The sequence below is a fragment of the Sphingomonadaceae bacterium OTU29LAMAA1 genome (assembly GCA_024072375.1).
Lineage (GTDB): Bacteria > Pseudomonadota > Alphaproteobacteria > Sphingomonadales > Sphingomonadaceae > Sphingomonas.
Genome location: CP099617.1, coordinates 551,224 through 575,137 on the forward strand (window position 1 = coordinate 551,224; position 23,914 = coordinate 575,137).

The 23,914-nt window shown below is 64.2% G+C and carries 19 protein-coding genes and 1 pseudogene; 5 read left to right on the plus strand and 15 right to left on the minus strand.

Annotated features, from left to right (window positions below):
• Positions 1 to 193 precede the first annotated feature (193 nt).
• Positions 194 to 1,084, minus strand: a complete 891-nt coding sequence (locus NF699_02905) for an NAD-dependent epimerase/dehydratase family protein (GenBank protein USU05667.1) — start codon at positions 1,082 to 1,084, stop codon at positions 194 to 196.
• Between the two features lie 100 nt (positions 1,085 to 1,184).
• Positions 1,185 to 2,093, minus strand: coding sequence for a LysR substrate-binding domain-containing protein (locus NF699_02910; protein USU05668.1), 909 nt, complete (start codon positions 2,091 to 2,093; stop codon positions 1,185 to 1,187).
• A gap of 598 nt (positions 2,094 to 2,691) precedes the next feature.
• Between NF699_02910 and NF699_02915 the strand changes: the two genes are divergently transcribed.
• Entirely contained in the window at positions 2,692 to 2,877 is a 186-nt protein-coding gene (locus NF699_02915) for a helix-hairpin-helix domain-containing protein (protein ID USU05669.1), read from the plus strand.
• A 3-nt stretch (positions 2,878 to 2,880) separates the two neighbouring features.
• On the opposite strand, the gene NF699_02920 is transcribed toward NF699_02915, so the two are convergent.
• The 4 genes from NF699_02920 to NF699_02935 form a co-directional block, all read right to left on the minus strand.
• Positions 2,881 to 3,501 (minus strand): methyltransferase type 11, encoded by a 621-nt coding sequence (locus NF699_02920; GenBank protein ID USU05670.1) that lies wholly within the window; start codon positions 3,499 to 3,501, stop codon positions 2,881 to 2,883.
• A gap of 13 nt (positions 3,502 to 3,514) precedes the next feature.
• Positions 3,515 to 4,021, minus strand: coding sequence for a DUF1993 domain-containing protein (locus NF699_02925; GenBank protein ID USU05671.1), 507 nt, complete (start codon positions 4,019 to 4,021; stop codon positions 3,515 to 3,517).
• 99 nt (positions 4,022 to 4,120) lie between these two features.
• A complete protein-coding gene (locus NF699_02930; protein ID USU05672.1) occupies positions 4,121 to 5,428 on the minus strand; it encodes an MFS transporter in 1,308 nt (435 codons plus the stop codon).
• 416 nt (positions 5,429 to 5,844) lie between these two features.
• Complete coding sequence (locus tag NF699_02935; protein USU05673.1) at positions 5,845 to 6,681, minus strand: helix-turn-helix transcriptional regulator; 837 nt, start codon at positions 6,679 to 6,681, stop codon at positions 5,845 to 5,847.
• Positions 6,682 to 6,776: 95 nt separating this feature from the next.
• On the opposite strand from NF699_02935, the gene NF699_02940 reads away from it, so the two are divergent.
• A complete protein-coding gene (locus NF699_02940; GenBank protein USU05674.1) occupies positions 6,777 to 7,679 on the plus strand; it encodes an SDR family oxidoreductase in 903 nt (300 codons plus the stop codon).
• A 268-nt stretch (positions 7,680 to 7,947) separates the two neighbouring features.
• Here NF699_02940 and NF699_02945 read toward each other — a convergent pair whose 3' ends face one another.
• Genes NF699_02945 through NF699_02960 form a run of 4 tightly spaced genes read right to left on the minus strand, consistent with a single transcriptional unit; the run spans position 7,948 to position 13,957 of the window.
• The gene (locus NF699_02945) at positions 7,948 to 8,211 is read right to left on the minus strand and encodes a hypothetical protein (GenBank protein ID USU05675.1); all 264 of its coding nucleotides are present in this window, start codon (positions 8,209 to 8,211) and stop codon (positions 7,948 to 7,950) included.
• Between the two features lie 4 nt (positions 8,212 to 8,215).
• Entirely contained in the window at positions 8,216 to 11,488 is a 3,273-nt protein-coding gene (locus NF699_02950) for an error-prone DNA polymerase (protein ID USU05676.1), read from the minus strand.
• Positions 11,488 to 13,278 carry a DNA polymerase Y family protein gene (locus NF699_02955; protein USU05677.1) on the minus strand — a complete coding sequence of 597 codons (1,791 nt, stop codon included), beginning with the start codon at positions 13,276 to 13,278 and terminating at the stop codon, positions 11,488 to 11,490. The genes NF699_02950 and NF699_02955 overlap by 1 nt, the downstream gene beginning before the upstream one ends.
• Complete coding sequence (locus NF699_02960) at positions 13,196 to 13,957, minus strand: protein ImuA (GenBank protein ID USU05678.1); 762 nt, start codon at positions 13,955 to 13,957, stop codon at positions 13,196 to 13,198. Before NF699_02960 ends, NF699_02955 begins: the two co-directional genes overlap by 83 nt.
• A gap of 466 nt (positions 13,958 to 14,423) precedes the next feature.
• On the opposite strand from NF699_02960, the gene NF699_02965 reads away from it, so the two are divergent.
• The gene (locus NF699_02965) at positions 14,424 to 15,050 is read left to right on the plus strand and encodes an SOS response-associated peptidase family protein (protein USU05679.1); all 627 of its coding nucleotides are present in this window, start codon (positions 14,424 to 14,426) and stop codon (positions 15,048 to 15,050) included.
• Between the two features lie 2 nt (positions 15,051 to 15,052).
• Positions 15,053 to 16,033 (plus strand): MBL fold metallo-hydrolase, encoded by a 981-nt coding sequence (locus NF699_02970; protein ID USU05680.1) that lies wholly within the window; start codon positions 15,053 to 15,055, stop codon positions 16,031 to 16,033.
• On the opposite strand, the gene NF699_02975 is transcribed toward NF699_02970, so the two are convergent.
• The gene (locus NF699_02975; protein ID USU05681.1) at positions 16,030 to 16,860 is read right to left on the minus strand and encodes an aldo/keto reductase; all 831 of its coding nucleotides are present in this window, start codon (positions 16,858 to 16,860) and stop codon (positions 16,030 to 16,032) included. The genes NF699_02970 and NF699_02975 overlap by 4 nt on opposite strands.
• Positions 16,861 to 16,952: 92 nt before the next feature.
• Between NF699_02975 and NF699_02980 the strand changes: the two genes are divergently transcribed.
• Positions 16,953 to 17,606, plus strand: coding sequence for a sulfite oxidase-like oxidoreductase (locus NF699_02980; protein ID USU05682.1), 654 nt, complete (start codon positions 16,953 to 16,955; stop codon positions 17,604 to 17,606).
• A gap of 49 nt (positions 17,607 to 17,655) precedes the next feature.
• On the opposite strand, the gene NF699_02985 is transcribed toward NF699_02980, so the two are convergent.
• The 4 genes and pseudogenes from NF699_02985 to NF699_03000 all read right to left on the minus strand — a co-directional run bounded on the left by NF699_02985 (position 17,656) and on the right by NF699_03000 (position 23,819).
• Complete coding sequence (locus NF699_02985) at positions 17,656 to 18,240, minus strand: alpha-ketoglutarate-dependent dioxygenase AlkB (GenBank protein ID USU05683.1); 585 nt, start codon at positions 18,238 to 18,240, stop codon at positions 17,656 to 17,658.
• Positions 18,241 to 18,426: 186 nt separating this feature from the next.
• The gene (locus NF699_02990) at positions 18,427 to 19,695 is read right to left on the minus strand and encodes a glycoside hydrolase family 130 protein (protein USU05684.1); all 1,269 of its coding nucleotides are present in this window, start codon (positions 19,693 to 19,695) and stop codon (positions 18,427 to 18,429) included.
• A 15-nt stretch (positions 19,696 to 19,710) separates the two neighbouring features.
• Positions 19,711 to 20,538 (minus strand): annotated as a pseudogene (xth, locus tag NF699_02995) (exodeoxyribonuclease III).
• 197 nt (positions 20,539 to 20,735) lie between these two features.
• Positions 20,736 to 23,819, minus strand: coding sequence for a TonB-dependent receptor (locus tag NF699_03000; GenBank protein USU06971.1), 3,084 nt, complete (start codon positions 23,817 to 23,819; stop codon positions 20,736 to 20,738).
• Between the last annotated feature and the right edge of the window lie 95 nt (positions 23,820 to 23,914).

The window sequence follows — 23,914 nt, forward strand, 5'->3', positions numbered from 1 at the left end:
ACACCGATGTATGTGTCGTGCCGATGTCTTTTTCACCCAGACGGTCTGCGTGGCTGATAAATGAGCGGTCGTTTCAGCGGCTATTGATAACAACAGGCCGTGCGGCTGGGGCAGCGTCTGACGATCGAGATCCAGGCGACGGTTTCCGATCGCGACCAGCAAAACTGGAACCGATCACTAAGATAAGTTGCGGTCAGGCTGCTGGGAAAGCGTAAGAGCGCAGGCCCTCGAGGATCGAATGCCGCATTGGAAGCCAACCAAGCTCACGTTCGGCGCGCATGCCCGAGACCACCTGATCACACGCAATTGCGTCCGCGAAGCCCCCGAGCGCCTGCCGTGCCTCTTCTAGCGGCCATTCCGTGACCCGCCCCTCGGCACCTGCGCCCTCGCTTGCGGCGCGTGCAATCTCGATCAGCGGGATAGCCGCACCGTGAGCGCCGTTGAAGATCGAAGCTGCCGCTGCCTTATCGAGCGCGAGCAGATACAGGTCGGCGAGATCCTCGACATGCACGCATGTCCAGCGGTTCTGCCCGTTGCCGACGTACCGCGCAGCGCCATGCTCCCGAGCCGAACTGTACATCATCATCGTCGTCCACGCGTGATTGCCGTAGACCCAGGCTGGACGGATAATGATCCCGTGAACGCCATCGGCTGCAGCGCCGAGGATCTCCAATTCAAGCGCCTGGCGGAATCGCACCATTTCCAGCGGATCTAGCGGGCTATCCTCGGTTGCGGGCGTTTCGCCGGTGGCGCCGTACAGGAAACAGCCGCTCGTATAGAGAAAGCGCTTGGACGTGCCGCGCAACGCATCGATGATCGCGCGGGTCGCCGCTTCGTCAGCAACCGCGCTGTTATGGTCGTTTGGCGATGCGGCGTGAACGACTGCATCGACGCCCTGGACGGCGTTGGCGATGCTGGCTGCATTCTCCAGATCGCCGTGAGCCGGCTCATAGCCCTTGTCGGTCAGCGCGGCTGCGCTCGCCTCCGAACGTGCAAGCCCTACCACGTCGTGCCCCGCCGCCGCCAATCGCCGGGCGACCGCGCCGCCGATCAATCCCGTAGCACCCGTTACCAATACACGCATGTCAGCACCTCATCGCTTTTGTGCTGAAACGTAGAGCGGAACAGCGGCCCCGCGTGAAATCGCAAGAGATAATAGGGTGTCATCGGCTCCGCCGATGACGTCATGCCAACGCGGCGATTTCAGCAATGCATTCACGTAGCCAGACCGTGGCGGGATGATCATCCACCCGGCGATGCCACATCATCGCCAGCGGCCAGTCAGACAGCGCGACCGGTGGCTCATGCACGACTACGCCGAAATTGGCCGCGGCGAACCGCCGCGCGACCCGCGAGGCAAGCGTCGCGATCAGATCGGTCTCTGCGACGACGAACGGGGCGACCAGGAACTGCGGCAGGCTCAGTACGACGCGACGTGCCACCCCAAGCGCCGCAAGCTTGCGGTCGACCAGCCCTGTGCGATCCCCCTCGGGGGACACTAGGAGATGGGACGCCGTGGTGAACGCCTCGATGTCGGCTTCTTTTGCAAAGGCCGGATGCCCTGGACGCGCGATGCAGGCGAAACCTTCCCGAAGCAACGGGCGTGTGAGGATGCGCGCCGAGGCGTCGACAGGAACGCTGACTGCAAGACTTACCTCGCCACTGTCGAGGAGGCCGACGACTTCATCTTTGCCAAGAATGCCGCGGACCTGCACATCGAGGCGAGGCGCTTCGACCGCGAGCCGCGCCAGGAGCGGGGGGAGCAACACGAACGCAGCGTAGTCGGTCATCGCGATCGTGACGATGTGATCGGCAGCCGCTGGATCGAAGCCATCGTCTTGCAGGACTGATCGTAGGAGGCGGAGCGAAGAGACAATCGGGCCGGACAAGTCATCAGCACGCGGTGTTGGTTGCATCCCTGTCGGCGACCGCACGAACAGTTCGTCGTTGAATACCTCGCGCAGTCGAGTGAGCGCACCGCTCATGGCCGACTGGCTCAGACCGATACGCTGGCCGGCACGGGTGACGTGGCGCTCCGCATAGAGGGCATCGAATGCCTTCAACAGGTTCAGGTCAAAGCCAGCCACATCCATCGGACGGCCATAGGAGAATGAGACCCGCCAGGAAAGGAATCGACGGGTTCTCGAAGCCTCTCCATTCCTAAGAAATTGTCCGACTGGGGTTTGAGATCCGCCTCCCGACCCGCCTTTGCCGTCGACATGAACGAATCGCGGAAACGGGGGAGCCGAAAAGCACTCCGGAACGTCCAGTGCTGCGTCCTCGTTAGCAAGGTCGCACACCTTCTGCGGTACCGGGATGTTTCCTCGTTTACGCTTATCCTGGTGCAGTCCGGCACCCTTCCCATCGTGATATCGACGATCACCTGGGTCGAACGCCATCTGCGTCTATGACAAAGACCAAGGGACGCACAGGTGCGCACAGGTGCGCACCTGTGCGTCAACATTCAGCCTCCAGCTACGGCCGCAGAGCTTGACGCGGCCAGGCGAGAGGTCGCTCAGATTGGAGAACGCCTCGCTGGAATCGCAGCGGCGCACCTTTCGGCCAAAACATGGAAGGCGCGCCTCCGTCTGGCTCAGGCCGTCATTGCACGAGCACCGCGCAGCTGAATTGCTTGGGCACCTGATCGTCTCGGCAGTTGCGGCCGCGGCGGCGGTGCCGCATGGATCATGTATGATCGACCTGAACACCGCTTCCGCAAACGACTTCGACGCCGTTCCGCAGTTGAAGGGCCACGGCTTCGAGATCGTCCGTTATCGCGAGGAGCGCGGTCGTTTCGATGCGCTCAGGCAGCTTGACGAGGTTCCTGGGCTTACGGGCAAGTGGGACGGGGCAGAAGCCGAGGTCGAGGTGCTCTGAAGCTCAGGCGTAACCCACGACCGCTATGAGCGGGTCACCGCGCGCTCCATCCGCCAGCACCCGGGCCTCCATGTCGCGAAAGCCCGCATCGTCGAGATAATGGCGGACCAGCGAGGCCTGTCCATGCATGTCCAGCGATCTCCAGACCGCCACCGCCTTGGTCGGAAAGCAGCGGTTGGAGAAGCTCACGACGAACGGTGCGCCAGGAGCAAGCGCCCGCCGCACCTCGGCAAACACGTCGTAGGGGCGCTGGAGATACTGTACTCCGACGCAGCACAGCGCACCGCCGAAGGCCCCGCTGTCGAGCGCCAAGGCTGTGTCGCGGTTGAGGTCCTGTACGAACCACCGGTCCAGTCGCGGATTGGCCGCGAGTTCTTCGGCGTTCATGCCATGGCCTACCACCTCGGCATAGCGACGCTCTGCGGGTAGGTGGCTGACCCAACTGGACATCAGGTCGAGGATCCGCCCGTCATCCGGTAGCAAGCTACGGTAACACTGCGTCAGTGCTGCGATCACCGGATCGTCGAGATGGGTGACAAGCCGCGCCGGCGCATAGAAGGCGAGATCGTCTCCGGTATCGTCCTTGTCGAACGCATGAGCCGGGAGTGGTGTACGCTCTTTCATGCCTGGCGGCCTGTCAGCTGCCCACCCGATCGCCGGCGAGATAGTCCATCTTGCCGATCGCCACGCCCTTCATCCGCAGCAGTCCATAGGCCGTCGTTACGTGGAAGAAGAAGTTCGGGAGGCTGAAATCGGTGATCAGGCTCTGGCCGGTGAACGTCATCTGCGTGTTGGGTAGCTTGAGAATAACTTCGGCCGCTTCCCTGCCGTCGAACGCTGTCGGCTCGGCGTTCTCAATGTAGGCGATCGTGCGGGCGATCCGATCGCGCAGCTCGGCGATGCTCTTCTCATCATCCGCCATCGGAAGCGGTTCGGTCTGCGCGACGCGCGTCACGGCCAGCTTGGCCGTATCGCAGGCGATCTGCACCTGCTTGGTCAACGGCAGCATATCCGGTGCCATCCGAGCGCCGAGCAGGTCCTGCTCGCTCACGCCGCTGGTGCCCGCCTTGGCGAGGAGGTGATCCAGATTGCGTAGTGCGCGCGTGAAGATCGGGACGGTGATCTCGTAAAGGCTAGGCATCATCATTTCTCCGGCAGGCTTTCCGAAGCCCCTTCCATGCTTGGACGCAGGTAGTCCGACGCACAAGTCTCACGGCTGATCATGGCCTTCCCAACGATGTGGTCAGGCGGGCAGGGTCAGGAAGGCGATCACCCCGGCAGCGACGGCGAAACTGGCGGCTACAATGGCGGCGATGTGAAACAGGCCGGTGACTTGGGCGGCAGGAACCGCCATGACGGCACCCGCGAGCGCCGTTGCGATCAGTCCGCCGGTGCGCGCGATGGCACTGTTGAAGCCCGATGCGGTGCCGGTATGCCGGTCATCCACCGACGAGAGCACAGCGGTGGTGAGCGGCGCTACCGCCCCTGCCATCCCTAGTGCGATGACTGCCATCCCCGGCAGGACGCTGCTCCAGTAACTCGCCGACGGATCGGCACGGAGGAGCAGGGCGAAACCCGCTCCGGTCACGATCGGCCCCAGCGTCAGCGGCCAACGCGGGCCGATCTTCTCGCTCAACCGACCGGCGAGGCGCGAGGTCGTGCCGATCACGATTGAGAAGGGGAGGAGAGCCAGCCCGGCCTGCGTTGGCGTATAGTGACCGCCGACGATCAGCAGATACGGCAGCAGCACGAGCAGCCCACCCAATGCGCCATACAGCATCAGGGTCAGCAGGGTCAGACCAACGAAGGGACGCGAGGCAAACAAGGTGAGGGGCATCATCGCGCCCTCGCCGCTGCGGTGCTCGTTCCAGAGGAACAGGAGCAGCAGCAGCATACCGCCGCCAAGGCCGGCCCATGTCTGCGGTGAGGCGCTGTGCTGGCCGGACCAGTGGGTCAGCGCCCAAATCAGGCTGCCGAGCGCTGCGGTTGCAAGCATCGCTCCCGGCCAGTCCAGCGGCTGCACCTGCCGTTCGCTTTCCGCGACGTAACGCCACGCGACGACGATCGCGGCGACGGCCACGGGCAGATTGAGGAAGAAAATCGCGCGCCAACCGACCACATCGACCAGCCATCCGCCAAGCGGCGGCCCCACTGCACTGGCGATCGCGCCGGCCGCCGCCCAGGTGCCAACCGCCCGCCCCCGGGCTTCACCCTCGAACGAACTGCCCAGGATGCCTAGGCTGTTCGGCATCAGAATGGCGGCGCCGACTCCTTGCACCGCACGCGACGCGAGCAGGGTTGTCAGGTCGGGGGCCAGCGCGCAGCCCGTCGAGGCAAGCGCGAACACCACGATGCCGGCGATCAGCATGCGCCGACGCCCGAAATGATCCCCCGCCGCACCGCCCATCAGGAGCAGGGCCGACAACGGGAGGAGGTAGGCGTTGATGATCCACGGCAGGTTCGCCGGGCTGCCGCCGAGATCCTGTGCGATCGACGGCAACGCCACGTTCGTCACCGACCCGTCGATGAAGGCGAGGCTTGAGGCCAGCATGGTTGCCGCGATCGTCCAACGTGGATGGAGGATCATTCGCCCTGTCCGCTTAGCGTCGCTCATGAGGAACGCCCATCACAAGGGACGATGGTGTTGGGCATTACCTTCGAATGCACGGGTTAACCGATCACGTTGACACGAAAGCTCGATGTCTGCCATTCCACTGCAGCCTTGCTGAAAGCCGGTGGGCATCTATACGTCCTGGAGTTGGCCAACTGGAGATATCGCCTCGTTCTATGGCCGAGGTCACGCTTTCTAGGCCCTTATCGCTCTACCGGTTTAAAGGCTTTTCGCCGGATGAAGGGGTGGTCGGACCTAACTGCCGCGAACCTGAACGGACGTCCGACGGTAGGAAGTCGCACATGATAATCGGACGTACGGGTCCTGGTCCCCCCGCTCGGCATCGTCACTTGATATCAGCTCTGATGTTCATCCAGCAGCACCCGCAGCCGCTCGGCATCGTCAGCTGTGGCGGGGTTGTAGATGATCATCCCGAGTTCGGGTCTCCCTTCGACGGCAAATGAGGAAAACTCCATCGCCAGCAGCCCCGCGTCGGGATGGTGAATTCGCTTCAACCCCTCGCCATGAGCGATCACGTCGTTGTCCTGCCAGAGTGCCTCGAATTCCGGGCTAAGCCGGGATAACTCCATGACAAGCTTTGTCACCTCGGCGCTGGTGCTGGCGCCAGCGCGCGCTACGTCGGCGCGGAAGGCACCGACGACGAAGCGGGCGATGCTGTCGAAATCCGCATTGCGAGAGCGGACATGGTCGCTGCCGAACATCAGGCGTAGGATGTTACGCCCCTCGCGCGGCAGCTTGCCATAGTCGGTTAGCAGCACCGCAGCCGCGCGGTTCCAGCCGACGACGTCCCACATCGCGGTCTTGATGATCGCCGGGCTGAGAGCCATCCCGTCGAGTACCCGTTGCAGGCGGGAGGTAATGCCGTCGACCGGCTGATACCGTGCCTCCGGCGGCCGTCCGAGGCCCAGCATGTAGATGTGCTCGCGCTCCGGCTCGGTCAGCATCAGGCCCTTGGCGATGCGGTCGAGGACGTCTGCGGACGGCGCGCCGCCTCGGCCCTGCTCGATCCAAGTGTACCAGGTGGGGCTAATGTTAGCGCGGCTCGCCACCTCTTCGCGGCGCAGGCCGGGTGTGCGCCGCCTTCCGCTGGTGAACCCGAACGCTGCCGGGTCCAACCGGGTGCGGCGGTCGCGCAGGTATGTTCCAAGCGGATTGCGAGCGTCGCTGGCCATGATCGATCCTGTTGCAGATTATACCACGATAAGCTCACTACTTTAACAGGTTCAGATTTGCGGAGATACGCTCTTGGTCAACGAGGAGATATCCCATGCGCGTATTCCTGACCGGTGCGACCGGCTTTATCGGTTCCCATGTCATTCCCGAGCTGCTCCATCGCGGCCACGACGTGCTCGGGCTCACCCGCTCCGACGCAGGCGCGCAGCAGCTCGAGGCTGCCGGCGCCGCGGTTCATCGCGGCGACCTGGAACGACCCGAGACGCTCGCGAGCGGAGTCGCTGCCGCCGAAGCGGTCATCCACTGCGCGTTCGACCATGATTTCCAGAACTTCGTGGAGAATACGAGGAAGGACGAACGCAATATCGCCGCGATGGGCGACGCGCTGGTGGGGACCAACAAGCCGATCCTGATAACTTCGGGCATTGGTATCGGTACGCCGCGGGGCGGCGGGCCCGCGACTGAGGATGTCCTCAATCCGCTCCACGCCAATCCGCGCATCGTGACGGAGCTGGCGGCCGCAGCGCTGGTCGCCCGCCGCATCGACGTGCGCACCGTTCGCCTGCCGCAGGTGCACGACACGACCAGGGCCGGCCTGATCACGCCACTGATCGCAGAGGCCCGCCGTGCCGGGGCGGTGGCGTATCTCGGCGAAGGCAAGGCGCGCTGGGCTGCGGCGCATATCAGCGATGTCGCCAGGCTTTACGTGCTGGCTCTCGAAAGGGGCGAGCCGGGCGCGCGATACCATGCCTCGGCCGAGGAGGGCGTTGATGCACGCACGATTGCCGAGGCTATCGGCGAGGGAACCGGATTGCCGATATGTTCGATCGCAAACGGCGACATCGAGCGCTACTTCGGCTGGATGGCGCCGTTCGCTGGCCTTGATATGACGGCGTCGAGTGCCTGGACGCAGGCCCGGCTGGAATGGGAGCCCAACGGGCCCGGTCTGCTCGCGGACCTAGCCGCAATGGATTATTCGGAGCTCGTGAGCGGGTAAACGATCGTCGTTGCACGCCGGCCTGAGCAGGGTCCGGCTGGCCTGCAACGGCGCAACTACCGCCTTCCAGGCCTGCATCGTCCGTTCGCCAGTAACGTGCACGAGCGGCCGTTTTTGGTTAGCGGCTTAAAGCGCTCAACATCCAGTACTGGTCGTTGCCACCGTGCAGATGTCAGTCGACACTTACCTTACCCTGAGCATCCACCCGTTTTGAATAATATTCGGGTGATGGTCAGGTGTGCCCTAGTCGTCACGGGCATCGCCTAATTCATTCAACGGCAGGACGATCATCGAGCTGCCGAGTGATTCCATTGAAGGCAGCTGTACAGCCCTGCGAACGACCGATGTCGTGATCGGTAGCAGCCGAACTCCAGAACATGTCGAGCGGCCATCGTTCGGGGCAGTGGGTGAGCAGGCATCGCAGCGCCAACCGCACTTCGATCGTGTCGACCTTGGCCTTCCCTGATCGCGCAACTGCGGCCCGCAGTATGTGCAGCGACAGGTCGATGATGATCCGCTGATGGCGCGACATGAGTTCAGTGGAAGTCGCGCGACTTCACCCGCACGACATCCTCCGGATCCATACCTGTGCTGTGCGGCGGCCAGTAGCTGTCGCGCGGCCCCGGCTTCCAACCGGCATCGCCGCGGTCGGGTGAGCCGCCATGCCGCGCGCCGTCACCTCGCCCGGTCGCGTGCGGGAAGTCCATCTGCCCGACCTGTGCGAGCAACGGTCCGTGATCGATGATCCGGTCGCAGATGACATGGATTACCTGACCCTCCTTCTGCACACGACCCTTCATCCCAATCATCGCTGCCGACATGACGGTGCGGCGCTGCGCCTCGAAACGGTCGGGCCAGAGGATGCCATTGGCAATCCCTGTCTCGTCTTCGATGGTCAGGAAGAGGATGCCCTTGGCCGATCCTGGCTTCTGGCGAACGAGGATGATCCCGGCCACTTCGACATGGCGTCCGTCCTTGATGTTCGCGAGATCGGCGCATCGCACAATGCCACGGCGTGTCAGGTCCTGCCGCAGGAAGGTGAGTGGGTGGGCACGCAGTGAAAGCTGCAGCGCACGATAGTCTTCCACGACCTCCCGCCCGTCCGACAGCGCACGCAGGCTGACATCCGGCTCCAGCCCCTCCGGGCTGAACAGCGACTCCCGCTCGTCCGCGGCGGCGAAGAGGGGCAGGGGAGCGTCGCCCAGACCCTTGACCTTCCACAATCCCTGACGCCGATCTTCGCCTAGACTATGGAAGGCGTCCGCCTCGGCCAATCTCTCGATTGCCGCACGAGGTACGCCGGCACGGCGCCACACCTCCTCCACCGACCCGAACGGCGCCTCACCGCGTGCCGCTACAATCGCGGCGCCGTGCGCGTTGGCCAGCCCCCGCACCTGCCGAAGCCCCAACCGGACTGCTAGGTACCGTCCGCGGCCCGGCTCCAGCGTGCAGTGCCAGCGGCTGGCGTTGATGCATGCAGGTCGCACCTCGACACCATGATCGCGCGCATCCCGAACAACCTGCGCCGGTGCATAGAACCCCATCGGCTGAGCGTTGAGCAATGCAGCGCAGAACACATCGGGATGATGATGCTTCATCCAGCAGCTGGCGTAGGCGATCTTGGCGAAGCTGGCGGCGTGGCTCTCCGGAAAGCCGTAGGAGCCGAAGCCCTCGATCTGCTTGAAGGTGCGCTCGGCGAACTCACGCGGATAGCCGCGCTCGACCATGCCGCCGACCAGCTTGTCGAAGAAGTGGCTGACGCCGCCCGTGAACTTGAACGTCGCCATGGCCCGCCGGAGCTGGTCCGCCTCGGCGGGCGTGAAGCCGGCACCGACGATCGCGACCTTCATTGCCTGCTCCTGGAAGAGCGGCACGCCGAGTGTCTTCTCGAGGACGGCACGCAGCTCAGGACGAGGATAGTCCGGCTTTTCTCGCCCTTCGCGACGGCGCAGATAGGGGTGGACCATGTCACCCTGGATCGGTCCGGGTCGGACGATCGCCACCTCGATGACGAGGTCGTAGAACTCGCGCGGCTTCATCCGCGGCAGCATCGACATCTGCGCGCGGGATTCGATCTGGAAGGTGCCGAGCGTGTCAGCCTTCTGGATCATGGTGTAGACGTCGGGATCGTCGTCCTGCAGGTCGGCCATGCCGACCCGGATGCCCTTGATCTCCTCCAGCATGTTGAAGGCGCGGTTCATGCAGCCGAGCATGCCGAGGCCGAGCACGTCGACCTTCATGAACTTTAGAGCATCGATGTCATCCTTGTCCCACTCGATGACCTGCCGGTCGACCATCGCGGCGGGTTCGATAGGCACCAGATCGTCAAGCCGGTCGTGCGTCAGCACGAAACCGCCGGGATGCTGCGACAGGTGGCGGGGGGTGCCGATCAGCTTACGAGCGAGGTCCAGCGCCAGCCGCAGCCGGCGGTCCTCCATGTTGAGGTTGAGCTGGGCGACCTGCTTCTCGCCGACGCCCTCCTGGCTCCAGCCCCATACCAGTCCGGCGAGTGCCTTGGTGAGATCCTCGGGCAGACCCAACGCCTTGCCGACCTCACGTACGGCTCCGCGAGCACGGTAGCGGGTCACGACCGCGGTCAGCGCGGCATGGTTGCGGCCGTAGGTGTCGTAGATCCACTGGATGATCTCCTCCCGTCGCTCGTGCTCGAAGTCGACGTCGATGTCGGGCGGCTCACGGCGCTCGCCCGAGATGAAGCGTTCGAACAATAGCTCGTGCTTGATCGGGTCGATCGAGGTGATCCCGAGCATGAAGCAGACACAGCTGTTCGCTGCCGAGCCGCGCCCCTGGCACAGGATGCCGCGGCGCCGGCTCTCGGCGACGATGCTGTTCACGGTCAGGAAGTAAGGCGCGTATTCCAGCTCGGCGATCAGCCGCAGCTCGTGATCGATCTGTGTGCGGTATTGCTGCGGCACGCCGTGAGGGAAGCGGCGTTCAACAGCATCCTGCGTGAGCTGCTCCAGCGCCTGTTGCGCCGTCAGCCCTTCGACCACGCGCTCGTCAGGATATTGGTAGCTCAGCTCGCCAAGATCGAAGGTGCAGCGCCGCGCTATCTCGGCGGTCGCCTGGATCGCGTCGGGGAAGGCTGCGAAGCGGCGCTCCATCTCTTGCGGTGACTTCAAATGTCGGTCGGCATGCCGTTCGCGGCGGTAGCCCAGGGTGTCGACGGTGCACTTTTCGCGGATCGCGGTGACCACGTCCTGTAGCAGGCGCGCCTCTGACGCGTGATAGAGGATGTCGCCAACGGCTACGGTCGCGACATGAGCATCGGCAGCCTGCCGGGCGAGATCGTGCAGACGCATGGCATCGTCAGGCCGACGGCGGAACGCGAGCGCGCAATAGCCGCGGTCGCCAAATACCTCGTGCAAGTCGCCGAGGTCGCTACGCGTGACGTCGCCCGGCAGGTCGGGCAGCAGGATGGCGATCAGCCCTGCGCTCCAGACGACGACATCGTCCCATGCCAGCGCACAGCCGCCCTTGCCGGCGCGGGACTTGCCGAGCGTCAGCAGCCTCGTGAGGCGTGACCAGGCAGGCTTGTCCGTGGGGTAAAGGAGCAACATGCGACCGTCGTCGAGGCGCACTCGCGCGCCTGCGATCATCCGCACGCCGGTCGCCTTCTGTCCCTCCCAGCCCCGCACCAGTCCGGCGACGCTGCCGAGATCGGTCAGGCCTAGTGCGGTGTGACCCAGCAGTGCCGCTGCTGAGAACAGCTCCTCCGGGCTGGAGGCGCCGCGCAGGAAGGAGAAATGGCTGGTGACCTGAAGTTCGACATAGGTCGTCTGGGAAGCCATCAGCCGAACAGCCCGTGCAGATACCAGCTGAGGTCGCCCGTTGCGCCGTCGACACCGTCGCCGCGGCGGAACAGCCAGAAGCGCGCGCCGGTATCGTCCTCGACGCGGAAGTAATCGCGTACTGCCCAGATCTCGCCGTCGCGACGCCACCACTCGCCGTGGATGCGTTCGGGGCCGTCGCCGGCGACCACGGCATGAACCTGCCCACGCCAGGTGAAGCGGCGGGGTGGCGCGTCGGGCAGGAGCGCCAGCACGCCAACGATTGGTTCCGGACGCCGGAGTAGGCGCACCGGCCGACGCCATGCCGGCCAACCGGTCGGTGCGGCGAGCGGCGCATCACGACGAACCGCACGCTCGGGCACGTCGCTCTCGACGGGCGCGGCCGTGAACAGCGCATGGTCACCGACACGGCCGGCGATCTGGTCGACCAGCGTCGCGACATCCGGTGGTGCGTCGTCACCTGCAAGGCTTGCTGCAAGCGCGGTGGCTCCGAGCGGGTCGGTGCGAGTGGCGGCAAGCCGCATCGTCTCGATCCCGTCACCGGGATCGATCTTCTCGATCCTGAGGTGGAAGAGCCGCGCGAGATGCGCCGCATCGCGTGTCGGACGCGAGGTGCCGATGGCGAGGCGCTGCTCGCTGCCGTCGATCCGCTCGAGGATCAGCAGCAGCGTGCGTGCACCTGCTCCCTTCTCCTGAAGAAGCAGGATCATGTCAGTCAGCAGATCGCGGATGACCTGCTCGATGGCTTCTGCGGTGCCGATCGGTTCAAGTAAGCGGCGACGGGCCATCGGTGTCTCTTCGGGTACCACCGGCACGATCGGCTCGGGGACGCGCCCGAGCGCCTCGTCGAGCCGACGCACGCTGGCGAGGCCTAAGCGGCGCGACATGGGGCCGCGGGGCAGGGGCAGGAGGTCGGCGATGCGATCGAGACCAAAGCGCGCGGCAGCGGTCAGCGCCTCCGGCGTCAGGCGCAGCGCGGCGGGTGGCAGGCCGGCGAGTGCCTGCGCTTCGCCCCCGTTCGGGACCATGCTGATGACGGCCCGCCCGAACCGAGCCAGCGCATGCGCCGCTCCCGGCGTTCCTGCGACCGCGACCCGAGCGGTATAACCGAAGCGTCGGCAGAAGCGGATCAGGCGACGGCAGAACCGCTCTTCACCACCGTGGAGATGCGCAGCGCCGGTCAATTCGATCCAGAGCCCGTCCGCACCACTTGGCGATGCGGTCGGTGTCCAGTGTCGCACCGCATGCAGCGCCAGGCCGTCGAGCACCGCCCGGTCCGCAGCGACGTCAGCAGGCCGAATGTCCAGGTCTGGCACCAGAGCACGCGCCTGTGTCACCGCCATGCCGGGTGTGAGGCCGAGCGACGCCGCGGCAGGACAGGCGGACGTGATCACGTGCCGCTGCCCGGTCTGCTCCGCAAGGATCAGCGGCACTACGTTCTCGATCGGTGCCGGGATGTGTGCTGCTATGCGCGCACCAGTAATAGCTGGCGACTGCTTGAACGGATGCTCTGCTGCTTCCGAACGCCGGCCGAGTTCCCGCATGGTCGGCTGCTGGTGTAGCGGTAGCCCCGCTGCCTGCTCCTCGATCGCAGCGCGTGCGCCGTTGTCTTGCGCCCAGCGCGCGCCAGGACGCCAACCGCCGCCCCGCGGCACCGAGCAGGCGCCTGGGTCGTCATCGACCGGAAGCTGTGGTGCCCGCTGCGGTTCAGGCAGCGCGCGCGGTCGCTCTAACCGGCGCAATCGCTCGATGGCGAGGTGCGGCAGGTAGAGCGAGGCGACCCGTGTCATCACACGCCTCCAGTTCCAGGGTGAAAGGGGGTCCGCCGCGTTGACGCGCGAGCTCGACGGTCCAGCGCGCCCGGCCGACACCCGGTGCGGGCAGCCGATCGGACGGCGCGCAGGCGATGCGCCACCGCGTCATCGCAGCGGAGAGTTCATTGAGCGGGCTGACGCCCGCCTTGCGCCAGCGGCGCGCCAGCAGGGCAGGGGTGCCGCCGCTCATCGCGGCAAGTTGCAGACGGCGGGTTGCGACCATGTCGGCGCGCTTCACCTCGCCGACCACTGCGGCGAGCCCACCATGACGTAGCCCGTCCTCCATGACCGCGAGGACGTCTTTGTCGTCCTTGGCCTCGACGAAAAGCAGCGTGGCGGGATCGAGACCCGCCTGCTCCAGTCCCGGCGCATAGAGGTCGAAGCGGGTAAGGGCCCACAGCACACGGTGGCCGCTGCCCGCTGCTGCCCGGGCAGCGATGCCGACGGAGAAGAGCGTGGCTGCGGCATCATCGGTCAGTGTCGGCGTCGCAGCGGAGACCTCGTGTAGTCCGCCAAGCACCAAACCACCCTCTGCGAGTCGATCGTCCAGAGCATCGATCCCGAACGGGAGGACGGCCGTCTCACCCCCACGCACCTCGCCCATGCTCTCGCGAAGGAGGGCCAGGGCATCGTGGCGCTGGAGGTTAGTGGACATGGTTGCTGCGACTCATCTGTTCGCTATATGTTCCAGAATTGTTGACGAACGGTCAAGGCGTTGTGGAGCGGAGTCGATGAACCGAAACGGGATCGAAGCCGCCAACGACACGGGGCAGGCGATGTCAGCGAGCGCCGAGTACGACCACGTCGGACGGCGGCTTCGTTCGCTCGAACACTGCGCGCTTCACAAGCGGACGCTGCGGCTGACCTGCCCGCGATGCAGTCACGTGCGGGTGCTCGACGCGGTATGCCTTTGGTGGATGTTCACGCGACGAGGCTGGGACGGAAACCTTCCCGCGGCTTCATCCCGTCTGTGTTGCACCGTATGCAAGGCTCAGGGCACCACTATCCGCCCGCGCATCATAGTCGGTCGGGAAGCGCCGACGGGCGAGCCGCTGCCGTACCCTGACGAGGCGACATGGAAGAGGCTTGTCTCCCGCTATCGCTCGTGATCGAAGACGGGGATGTGCAATCTCTACAATCTCAAGGTCGACCCGCGCGGCTACTTCGATGCGCTCGCCGCGGTTGACGATGCCGCCAATGTACTTGCTGTCGAGAAGGATTATGCCGCACCCGGCAAGCCCGGGTACGTCGTACGATACGAGGACGACCAGCGGGTGCTCAGCACCATGCGCTGGGGGTTCCCGACACGGAAGCCCCGCAAGCGACCGGCGCGTGAGGGCGAACTGCCGTTCCTCTACGACTGGTGGACCAACGCGCGGAACATGCAGAGCAACATGTGGAAGCCGTGGCTGCTGCGTGCCGAGCATCGCTGCCTGGTGCCGTTCACCCGCTTTTCCGAACCCAAGGCGGTCGCGGACAGGCAGGGACCGGGCGACACCAACTGGTGGTTCACTGTCGAGGATCAGTCGGTGCCGTGCTTCGCGGGGCTTTGGAAGGTCGATGCTGATCACGACCGGGTCTACGCCTTCTGCACCACCGAGCCCAATCCGCTGGTCGCGCCAAAGCACCCGAAGGCGATGCCGGTGATCTTGCTGGCGGAGGATCAGGAACGCTGGCTGACAGCGCCGGTCGAAGAGGCGGTGACGCTGCTCACCACCTACCCGTCACAGCTGATGAGCGTCGCCTGATCATGGCATCCAACCGCTACTACGATGGCCCGCCGAGCGACCATTACGACGGCACCCGCTTCTTCAATCCGGGCCAGGAGAGCACGGATAGGGGCCTCCGCGCCATGCTGCGCTGGAAGCTCGCGGGAGCGGCCGCCAAATGGCCGAAGTCGGTGGCGGTCGTGTCGGCCAAGCCGGAGGCTCGGGTCGATGAGCTCTGCATCACCATGATCGGCCATGCCTCGCTGCTGATCCAGGCCGCGGGCATGAACATCCTTACCGATCCAGTCTGGTCGGAGCGGGCAAGCCCCTTCCGGCGCGTTGGACCGAAGCGGGTGACCGCGCCAGGCATTGCGTTCGACGACCTGCCGCCGATTGACGTCGTGTTGCTGAGCCACGGACACTATGACCATCTCGATGTCGATACGCTGCGGCGACTGCACGCTGTCCACGACCCGCTCATGGCGATGCCACATGGTAATGACGCCATCGTTCGTGCTGCGGTGCCGGCGGCACGTTGCGTCACGGGTGACTGGTGGGATCGGCTGCCGCTTGGATCGGAGATCGCGACGACGCTGACACCGGCCTATCATTGGTCGAACCGCTGGCCGAGCGATACGCGGATGATGCTGTGGAGCGGTCACTATCTGGACACGCGCGCGGGTTCGATCTGGTTCGTCGGCGACACCGGCTATGGTGACGGGCAGATCTTCGCCGACGTGCGGAGCCGCCTGGGAGCGCCCGGCGTCGCGTTGATCCCGATCGGCGCCTATGAGCCGCGCTGGTTCATGGCCGCGCAGCACGTCGATCCAGCAGAGGCGGTACGCATCTTCACCGACGTCGACGCGACGAGGGCGCTCGGTATCCATTGGGGCACGTTTCAGCTGACTGATGAGGCGCTCAGTGCGCCGGCGGAAGGGCTGGCGAAGGCATTGCTGGCGGCTGGTATCGCACCTGACCGCTTCGTCGCCGCGGAAGCGGGCGGCGTCTACAGCTTCGGCTAGAGCATCTCGAGCGGCATGCGACCTCTCGCACGCGGGTACAGTCCGTCGAGCCGCGCGAGTGTGTCCGGAGCGAGTGTAAGATCGGCAGCGGCACGATTGTCGTGGACGTGCGCGCTGCGGCCAGCTTTGGGAATGGCGATGACATTGTCCTGCGCGAGCAGCCATGCCAGCGCGACCTGCGCCGGTGTTGCGCCGAGATCGGCGGCAAGCGAACTTAGCTCTGCATCCGCGACGAGACGTCCTTGTTCGACCGGGCTGTACGCCATCACCGGGATGGTGTGCGTGGCGAGCCACGGCAGCAGGTCGTGCTCGGGTCCGCGTCGCGTCAAATTGTAGAGGATCTGGTCGGTCGCGCATGCCCTGCCGCCTGCGGCGATCAGCTCCTCCATATCGTCCGTGTCGAGGTTGCTGACGCCCCATCGCAGGATCTTGCCCGCATCGACCAGCCGTTCCATCGCCTCGACGGTCTCGGTGAGCGGAACGCCACCGCGCCAGTGTAGTAGGTAGAGATCTAGCCGGTCCGTACCCATGCGACGCAGGCTCGCCTCGCATGCCTGCGGCAGGCGCGTGCGTGAGGCATTCTGCGGATAGGCCTTGCTGACGAGGAACACGCTTTCCCGTCGCCCAGTGATCGCCTCACCGACGAGACGCTCGGACTCACCGTCGACATACATTTCTGCCGTGTCGATCAGCGTCATGCCAAGGTCGATCCCGGTGCGCAGCGCCGCGATCTCATCAGCGTGGCGATCGGCGTCCTCCGCCATCATCCATGTGCCTTGGCCGAGCGCGGGAACGGTCGTGCCGTCGGGTAGAGCGATCGTTTTCATGCTGCTGCAACGCGCAGCCTGAAGTTTGGGTCGCCGAACACGTGCTTGTGCTGCGGCGAACGCTACGAGATGATGCGTTGCTGGAGACCGCCATGACTGACGAAACGCCGCCCGACAGCAAGCTGACCCGCTCCAAGCAGCGTTGGGCAAGCGAGCACAAGTTCATTACCGGGGAGGCTAATCGAAGCGCGCATGAGCGCCTGCCGCCAGGACAGCATCTGGTGCGTGACTGGCCGGTGCTCGATCTCGGCCGCCAGCCCGATGTCGCGCCGGAACGCTGGGAACTGAAGATCGGTGGCCTCGTCGACAATCCGGTGACGCTCGACTGGACGGCGTTCATGGCGCTGCCGCAAACGCGGACGCGTTCGGACATGCACTGCGTGACGACCTGGTCGCGCTACGACAACGACTGGAAGGGGGTGGCGACACACGATCTGCTCGACCTCGTTCAACCCAAGGGCGAAGCGGCGTACGTCCTGCTCCATGGCTATGACGGCTACACGACAAACGTGCCGTTCGCAGACTTCGCGGCGGAGGCGGCGATGATCGTTCAGGCCTGGGACGGCAAGCCGCTGACACGTGCGCACGGAGGCCCGGCACGCGCACTGATCCCGCACCTCTACCTCTGGAAGAGCGCCAAATGGCTCAAGGGGATCGACTTTCTCGCCGCCGATCAGGCTGGTTTCTGGGAGGTCAACGGCTACCACATGCGCGGCGACCCTTGGGCGGAGGAGCGATACTCTTAGGCACTTCAGAGAACGTCGTCATCATGACGCACCGACCGGTGCGCCCTCATTACTGGGTAAACTTCGTGAGACGGCCTCCCAGTTCCGACAGACTCCGCAGTGTGATAGACCAGCGAGTCTGGGTCATGGCCGCGATGCTGTGCTCCCATCCGTGGCGGACCTCACCGGTGAGATGGTAGATGCCGCACGGAGACAAAGGCCATTCGAACCGTTCAAAACGATCGCCGATGCGACGGCGGAAGCGCAGCGTGGCCGGTGCGCCCAGCGAGATACCAACAACATGCTCGAAATGCGGCCGGTCGCGATGCCAGCCTATTCCTGCGCCGGTATCGTACCGGGTCAGCAGTGCCTGTATGAGTGTGCCGGGCTCCAGCGCTGCAAACGCCTCCGCTCGATCGCGGAACGGTGTCAGCCATTCAGGTAACGGCGTGGTGGTCGCCAGTGCGCCCCGATCAAAGTCGTAGTGCATGCCGTAGCTATGGGTCAGCCGCTTGCCCAGCCACCCCTGAAAGCGGAACGGCGCCAGATCCAACTCATCGATATGGCCGATGAGCATCCGCTCCTCGTCCGCCGAGACAAAGCCGTCAGCACCGTGCAGGCCCGAGATGGTAGGGCACCCAAACAGGTCACGCATGCTAGATTGCATAGCAGGACTCTATCGCACCCACGAAGCAGTCTCTGCCCGCCTCGTTGAGCTGTTAAGTATGCCATCCATGTTCGTCGGATCTGCCGCCTGGCGCCAGGAGATCTAGCGGCCATGGGCAAGCCATGCACGGCGTAGTTGTACCGCCAGCTTCGTCTCCCGCACTCGCTGTCTGACCTACTCCATGCACGCAATGAGATTATCGACAGACAGAGAGCCAAAGGCCGAGAAGCTGTCGGCGACGGCATAAGGCAGCAGCAGGGTACGGCCGCTGAGAAGCCCTCCGCAGCTGTAGACAACATTTGGCACGTACCCGTCCCGCTCATGCGGACTGGGAGCGAGCACCGGTCGCGGCGTCCGCGCCAGGAGCTTGGAGGGATCCTGCTTGTCGAGGAGGCAGGCGCCGATGCAGTAGTTGCGGACCGTCCCGACACCGTGGGTAAGAACCAGCCAGCCTTCGTTGATTTCGAGCGGTGAGCCGCAGTTGCCCATCTGCACGAACTCCCACGGGTATCGCGGTTCGACCAGCTTGGAACCGCTGTCCCAGTGAAGGAGGTCATCTGAGACGTTCAGCCAAATGTTCTTGTTGTCTTGGCGGCCGAGGGTCACGTAGCGGCCGTCGATCCGGCGTGGGAAGAGCGCCATACCCTTTGCGCTGGCGACCTCACCGGAAAGAGCCCGCATCTCGAACGACTTGAAGTCTCTCGTCGAGAGCAGTTCGGACCGAGCTTCGGCGCCACTAAATGCAGTGTAGGTGCCGTGATAGGTGACCTGTCCGTCATCTTCGATAAAGCGCACAAGGCGCATGTCTTCGATGCCCTGACGCTGGCTTGGGAGGGTCGGGAAGAGCACGGTCTCCGATATGCTTCTCGATCCGCCGCAGTCGAGATGGACCGCGCCATCGTCATCGTCGCGAGGCACGATGATCGGCGGCACCGACGTCGAGCCCGGATCGTCGATCGTGAGATCGCCACCCAGCGTCCAGACGCCCGTGCGGAAGGTAACCGAAGACACGTGGCCTTCACCGACACCGCGGAGAGAGAGGACGAGCCGCACGGCTCCGTCGGCAAGTCCCGACTGGTCGGGGTGCAGAACGGCGCTGGGGTTGAAGAGTGCTGCAGCCTCGTAGGCGTATTCCTGGCTGAAGTAGGCGCCGATGAGGCGCTGCTGCTCAGGTAAAAGGCTTGGCGCAGAAGGAATGCGGTCGGCCAGTTCGCCGAAGCGACGCATAAGCGTCGCATCCACGTCGCGGTGGTTCTCATCGAGAGATGCCGTGACCCCGGTGAGTTGGCGCTGAAGCTCCTCTTCATCAAGACTCACGATTAACTCGACGGTCTCGTCCGTCCGCGTTCGACCGCCGTCAAACCCGTTGGGGTAACCTGGCTCAAACGGTCGCACGACGGTGCGCGAGGGGTTGGGTTTGAGAAACGACGTCGTAGAAATCAACCTGAGCGCGCTCTGTCATTCGTCATCCTTGTTGCGCCGTGGAGACCGGCTTCGCTTCTTGGACGGCTGCTCGGCCGCAAGCCGTATCCAAGTCGGCGCATGATCGCTGGTCTTCTCCCAGCCACGCACGTGTCTGTCCACCTGCGCGTCTATCAGCCGTTCGGCGAGCGAGGGACTGAGCAGCAGATGATCGATGCGGAGACCCGCGTCCCGCCCATAGGCGTTGCGGAAATAGTCCCAGAAGGTGTAGATTGTATCCTCCGGGTGGAGCGTGCGGAGCGAGTCCGTCCATCCCTGGTCGACGAGCCGCGCATAGAGCGCCCGGACCTCGGGTGCGAAAAGAGCATCTTTGGTCCAGCGTTCCGGTTTGTAGACGTCGGCATCTGTCGGCATGACGTTGAAGTCGCCGGCGAGCACCACCGGTAGGCTGCTCTCCAGCAGTGTCGCCGCGTGCGCGATGAGCGTCTCGAACTAGGCGAGCTTGTAGTCGAACTTCGGACCGGGGCGCGGATTGCCGTTCGGCAGATAAAGGCCGGCGATGATTACGCCGTTCACAGCGGCCTCAATGTAGCGGCTCTGCGTCGGATCGGGGTCGTCCGGCAGGCCGCGCCGCGTCTCGTGGATCTCTCCGACACGGCTGAGGATGGCGACGCCGTTCCAGCTTTTTTGTCCGTGCCAGATCGCGCCATAGCCAAGGTCGCGAATGGCGGTCGCCGGAAACTTCTCCCGCGGCGCCTTCAGCTCCTGCAGGCATACGATTTCCGGCTGCTCCTCCTCCAGCCAGCGCAGCAGCACGGGCAGGCGACCGTTGACGCCGTTTACGTTGTAAGTGGCGATCTTCATGGGCGCTCCCGCTCATCCCTGGCCAGCCTGTCAGCTTTTCGGCATTGGCTGCCTGCCGGACTGTAGCGAGGCCAATAGAATCAAACAGGCGTAAGCTCAATCCGGTAGCGGTCAAGTAAGCTCAAAAATTCGAGGAGCGACCAGGCGCTCATTATCGCCTCCGTTCTGCTATGAACAACGTCAGAAAGCGCTCCAGATTAGAACTTAAAGCTCACCCCGGCGGTAAGGCGCCGGTCGGTTAGCCCTTGAAAGCACAACACCGCTCCATCGTTCACGCAGTAAAGTTTCTGATCGGATCGCGTTAGGTTGATGCCCTCTATGCCGATGTTGATGTTCTCACTGATGTCGTAGTTGATGCTGCCGTTCAGCTGGCCGCGCGCGCCTGCGATAATCGGCAAATTCCAGCGGAACGCCTGATCGCTCGCGCTCATCGCGTAGCTTGATCGCCACGTGTAGCGCAGACGGGCGTTCAGCCCGTACTTATCGTAGAACAAGGTGGCGTTGTAGGAAACCTTGGACAGGTTGGTGAGCGGCACAAGGTTAAGCAGTGACCCGCGCGCAAATCCGAGGCCGATGTCTGTCCGCCGGCCGACATCAAGTGCGCCGGCGTTGTACGACTTCGCGCCGCCCACACGCTGATGGGTGAAGTTGCCAATGAACCCGAAACCGGAAGCAAATCCCAGCGCGCTCTCATAGGCGGAAAGATCGTGCTGGAAGGCGATCTCGATACCCGTTTGCGTGGTCGAGCCGGGAACGTTGAAGGTGGACGACAATCCTTGGCAGATGCCGTTGCCAGCCGGCGTTGCGTAAAGATTCCGATCCGGCAGCGGGTTGTAGATGCCTCCGCCAGGACAGGTCGGATCTATCGAATATTGAGGGTTGCCGACGGCGCTGGTTCCGATTTGCGGTGCGGTCTGCACCGTGTCGGCAAACAGGTTGGTCCGGCTCTTGTGGAACACGCCAACGCTGAACAGACTGGACGGCGTGAAGTAGTATTCGCCGGAGAGATCGTATGACCACACGACCTCGGGCACCAGGTTCGGGTTACCACCCGACACCACGCCCGTCGCGGCATTGCCGTAAGAATAGGATGTCGATAGCGCATCGAAATCCGGGCGGCGGATATCGCGGGCGAAGCCCGTGCGGACGAGCACATTGCGCGCAGGCTCGAGTACCATGCTGACGCGGGGCAGAAGGAAATCGTAGCTGCTGCTCTTCACGACAGTGGTTACACCGCCACCATTGACCACGTTGTTGCCGGTCGAGGTCAGCTTCGTCTTGAGCCAACGTAGGCCGGCGTTACCGCGTGCATGGATGCCGAAGATGTCGGTCTCGCCGTTCATCTGGAAATAGGCCGCGTTGGTGGTCTCGCGGATCCGAAAAAAGCCGGAGGCCGACTCCGTCGGTGCGGAGAGGCGAGCGACCGCCGGATATTGCGGATTGGCGGCGTTGCTCGCCGTGATCGCGCCATTCAACGTGCTGAGCACCGCTGCCGGGTCATCGAAGGCTTTACCGCCATCGATGATGAGAAAGTCCGGGAAGTAGAGCGTCCGGCCGTCGGCCGCGTTGAAATTGCTTGGCGCAGCGACGAGCAGGTCCACGAAGCGGTCGCCACTCGGCCGGTTGAACGTATTACTGGCGAACCCCGCGCCGGTTGCGTTGCTGTTGAGGGTGATGTTGTTGACGACGTCTCCGTTGATCGCGGTATTCTGGTTCCAACGATAGCCGAAGTCGAACGAGTAGAAGATCGGGACGAAGTCGGACGTGTCGTACGTGAAGTCGAGACGTGCGGCCTTTTCCTTGTTGTCAGCCCGATTGGCGCTCTGCTGGACCTGATACAGACGGTAGTTGGCGGGATTGAGCAATTGCGCCGTCGTCGGCGCCAGCGGGTTGGAAGTGTCGATACCCGACTGCAGCCGCCCGCCGGTCAGGTCGAAGCGCACGGGTGTGCTGTTCCCGAGCGATCCGCGGCCGAACACAGGCTGGACCCCATTCGGGTTGATGAAGTCGAGCGTCGTGGAGAAGTTGGGATTGGTCGTCTTCGCGGTGGACAAGGCCGCTTCCGCCCGCGCCTTCAGCCTGCCGACCTCCCATTCCGCGCCGGCATCAAAGACCCGATTGTGCGTCAGCCGCGATCCCGTATCGCTCGACAGGCGCAGATTGGGAACGAGCGTCGATTTCGCGGCGCCGACCGCCCCGATCGTTCCGCCGAGCGTCGTCTGGATCGTCCCGAGGTCGATGGTTCCCGTCGGCGTCTTCAGCGACCCAAGGTCGACCGTTCCGAAGGAACTGTGGTTGGCGGCGTCGGCGGCGCCCGAGACGCCGGATACCTGCACCCGGTTGCCGGCCTGCGCCCGCTGCTGGTTGTTGAGCGTGACGTCCCCATAAAGGCGCAGGTTGCTTGCCGGCTTCCATTCCAGCGTGCCGGTCGCCGTCTTCGTCTCGTAGTTGAAGCGGTTCACTTCCTGCTGAAGGAATTGCACCTGCAGGTAGTTGAAGCCCTGGTTGGCGTTGCTGCCCGGAAGGTTCGGCGCCGTCGAAGCGAGGCGGACGTTGTCGCGGTCGATGCGCGGTGCAAAGTTCGCTACGTCGGTGCGGCTGTAGCTGCCGCTGACCACAACGCCGATTTCGCCGATGCCGGTGCTCCAGCTGTTGCCGAGAGTCGCGGAGATGCGTGGCAGAGTGGTGCGCGCTAGGTCGCTGCGTTCATATTGGACGCGGGCCGCGATCAGCGGCTTAGTAAGGCTGAGCGGACGCAGCGTGCGTAGATTGATCGTGCCGCCAACCGATCCCTCGATCGTCTTGGCCTCCGAAACCTTGGTCACCTCGACCGAAGCGATAATCGATGCCGGTATGTCTTCGAAGCTGATGCCGGACCGGCCAGCGCCCGACCCCACCGTGGAGACGCCGTTAATCTCGGTCCTGTTCGCATCAGTACCGCGGATCTGTACCGCAGTGCCGACCCCCGCCTGACGCGTGATCTGGACGCCCGATACGTTCTCCAGCACCTCGGCAAGGTTCTGGTCGGGTAGCTTTCCGATGTCCTGAGCCTGGATCACCTCCACCAAGTTGTCGGAACGACGCTTTTCGCCGAGCGCGCTCTGCAGAGAGGCGCGGATGCCGGTGACTACGATGTCTGCGTCCGTGTCGGGGTTGCCCCCCGCAACCGTCTCCTGCGGTTCCGTAGAGGACTCCTGCGCGACCGCAGGACTTGCGATCGCCACCCACGCCGTGCCTGCCAGCAATGCAGCGGTCGCACTGATCCTGCTACGAAAAGCCATATCGGCCACGTCCCTCTCCCATTTATTTTTGTTGCTTGGTTTTGCTTTGGGTTGACCAGTGTGTCAAGCCAAACCAGAAGACCAGTTGTTCAGTC

Bases quoted from the DNA above. Each gene is read 5' to 3' on its own strand.
- NF699_02935 (USU05673.1), bottom strand. From the start codon at position 6,681: ATGGCCAGCGACGCTCGCAATCCGCTTGGAACATACCTGCGCGACCGC.
- NF699_02910 (USU05668.1), bottom strand. From the start codon at position 2,093: ATGGATGTGGCTGGCTTTGACCTGAACCTGTTGAAGGCATTCGATGCC.
- NF699_02975 (USU05681.1), bottom strand. From the start codon at position 16,860: ATGAAAACGATCGCTCTACCCGACGGCACGACCGTTCCCGCGCTCGGC.
- NF699_02970 (USU05680.1), top strand. From the start codon at position 15,053: ATGGCATCCAACCGCTACTACGATGGCCCGCCGAGCGACCATTACGAC.
- NF699_02960 (USU05678.1), bottom strand. From the start codon at position 13,957: ATGTCCACTAACCTCCAGCGCCACGATGCCCTGGCCCTCCTTCGCGAG.
- NF699_02930 (USU05672.1), bottom strand. From the start codon at position 5,428: ATGCTGGCCTCAAGCCTCGCCTTCATCGACGGGTCGGTGACGAACGTG.
- NF699_02905 (USU05667.1), bottom strand. From the start codon at position 1,084: ATGCGTGTATTGGTAACGGGTGCTACGGGATTGATCGGCGGCGCGGTC.
- NF699_03000 (USU06971.1), bottom strand. From the start codon at position 23,819: ATGGCTTTTCGTAGCAGGATCAGTGCGACCGCTGCATTGCTGGCAGGC.
- NF699_02940 (USU05674.1), top strand. From the start codon at position 6,777: ATGCGCGTATTCCTGACCGGTGCGACCGGCTTTATCGGTTCCCATGTC.
- NF699_02955 (USU05677.1), bottom strand. From the start codon at position 13,278: ATGACACGGGTCGCCTCGCTCTACCTGCCGCACCTCGCCATCGAGCGA.
- NF699_02920 (USU05670.1), bottom strand. From the start codon at position 3,501: ATGAAAGAGCGTACACCACTCCCGGCTCATGCGTTCGACAAGGACGAT.
- NF699_02945 (USU05675.1), bottom strand. From the start codon at position 8,211: ATGTCGCGCCATCAGCGGATCATCATCGACCTGTCGCTGCACATACTG.
- NF699_02925 (USU05671.1), bottom strand. From the start codon at position 4,021: ATGATGCCTAGCCTTTACGAGATCACCGTCCCGATCTTCACGCGCGCA.
- NF699_02985 (USU05683.1), bottom strand. From the start codon at position 18,240: ATGCGTGACCTGTTTGGGTGCCCTACCATCTCGGGCCTGCACGGTGCT.
- NF699_02950 (USU05676.1), bottom strand. From the start codon at position 11,488: ATGGCTTCCCAGACGACCTATGTCGAACTTCAGGTCACCAGCCATTTC.
- NF699_02965 (USU05679.1), top strand. From the start codon at position 14,424: ATGTGCAATCTCTACAATCTCAAGGTCGACCCGCGCGGCTACTTCGAT.
- NF699_02915 (USU05669.1), top strand. From the start codon at position 2,692: ATGATCGACCTGAACACCGCTTCCGCAAACGACTTCGACGCCGTTCCG.
- NF699_02980 (USU05682.1), top strand. From the start codon at position 16,953: ATGACTGACGAAACGCCGCCCGACAGCAAGCTGACCCGCTCCAAGCAG.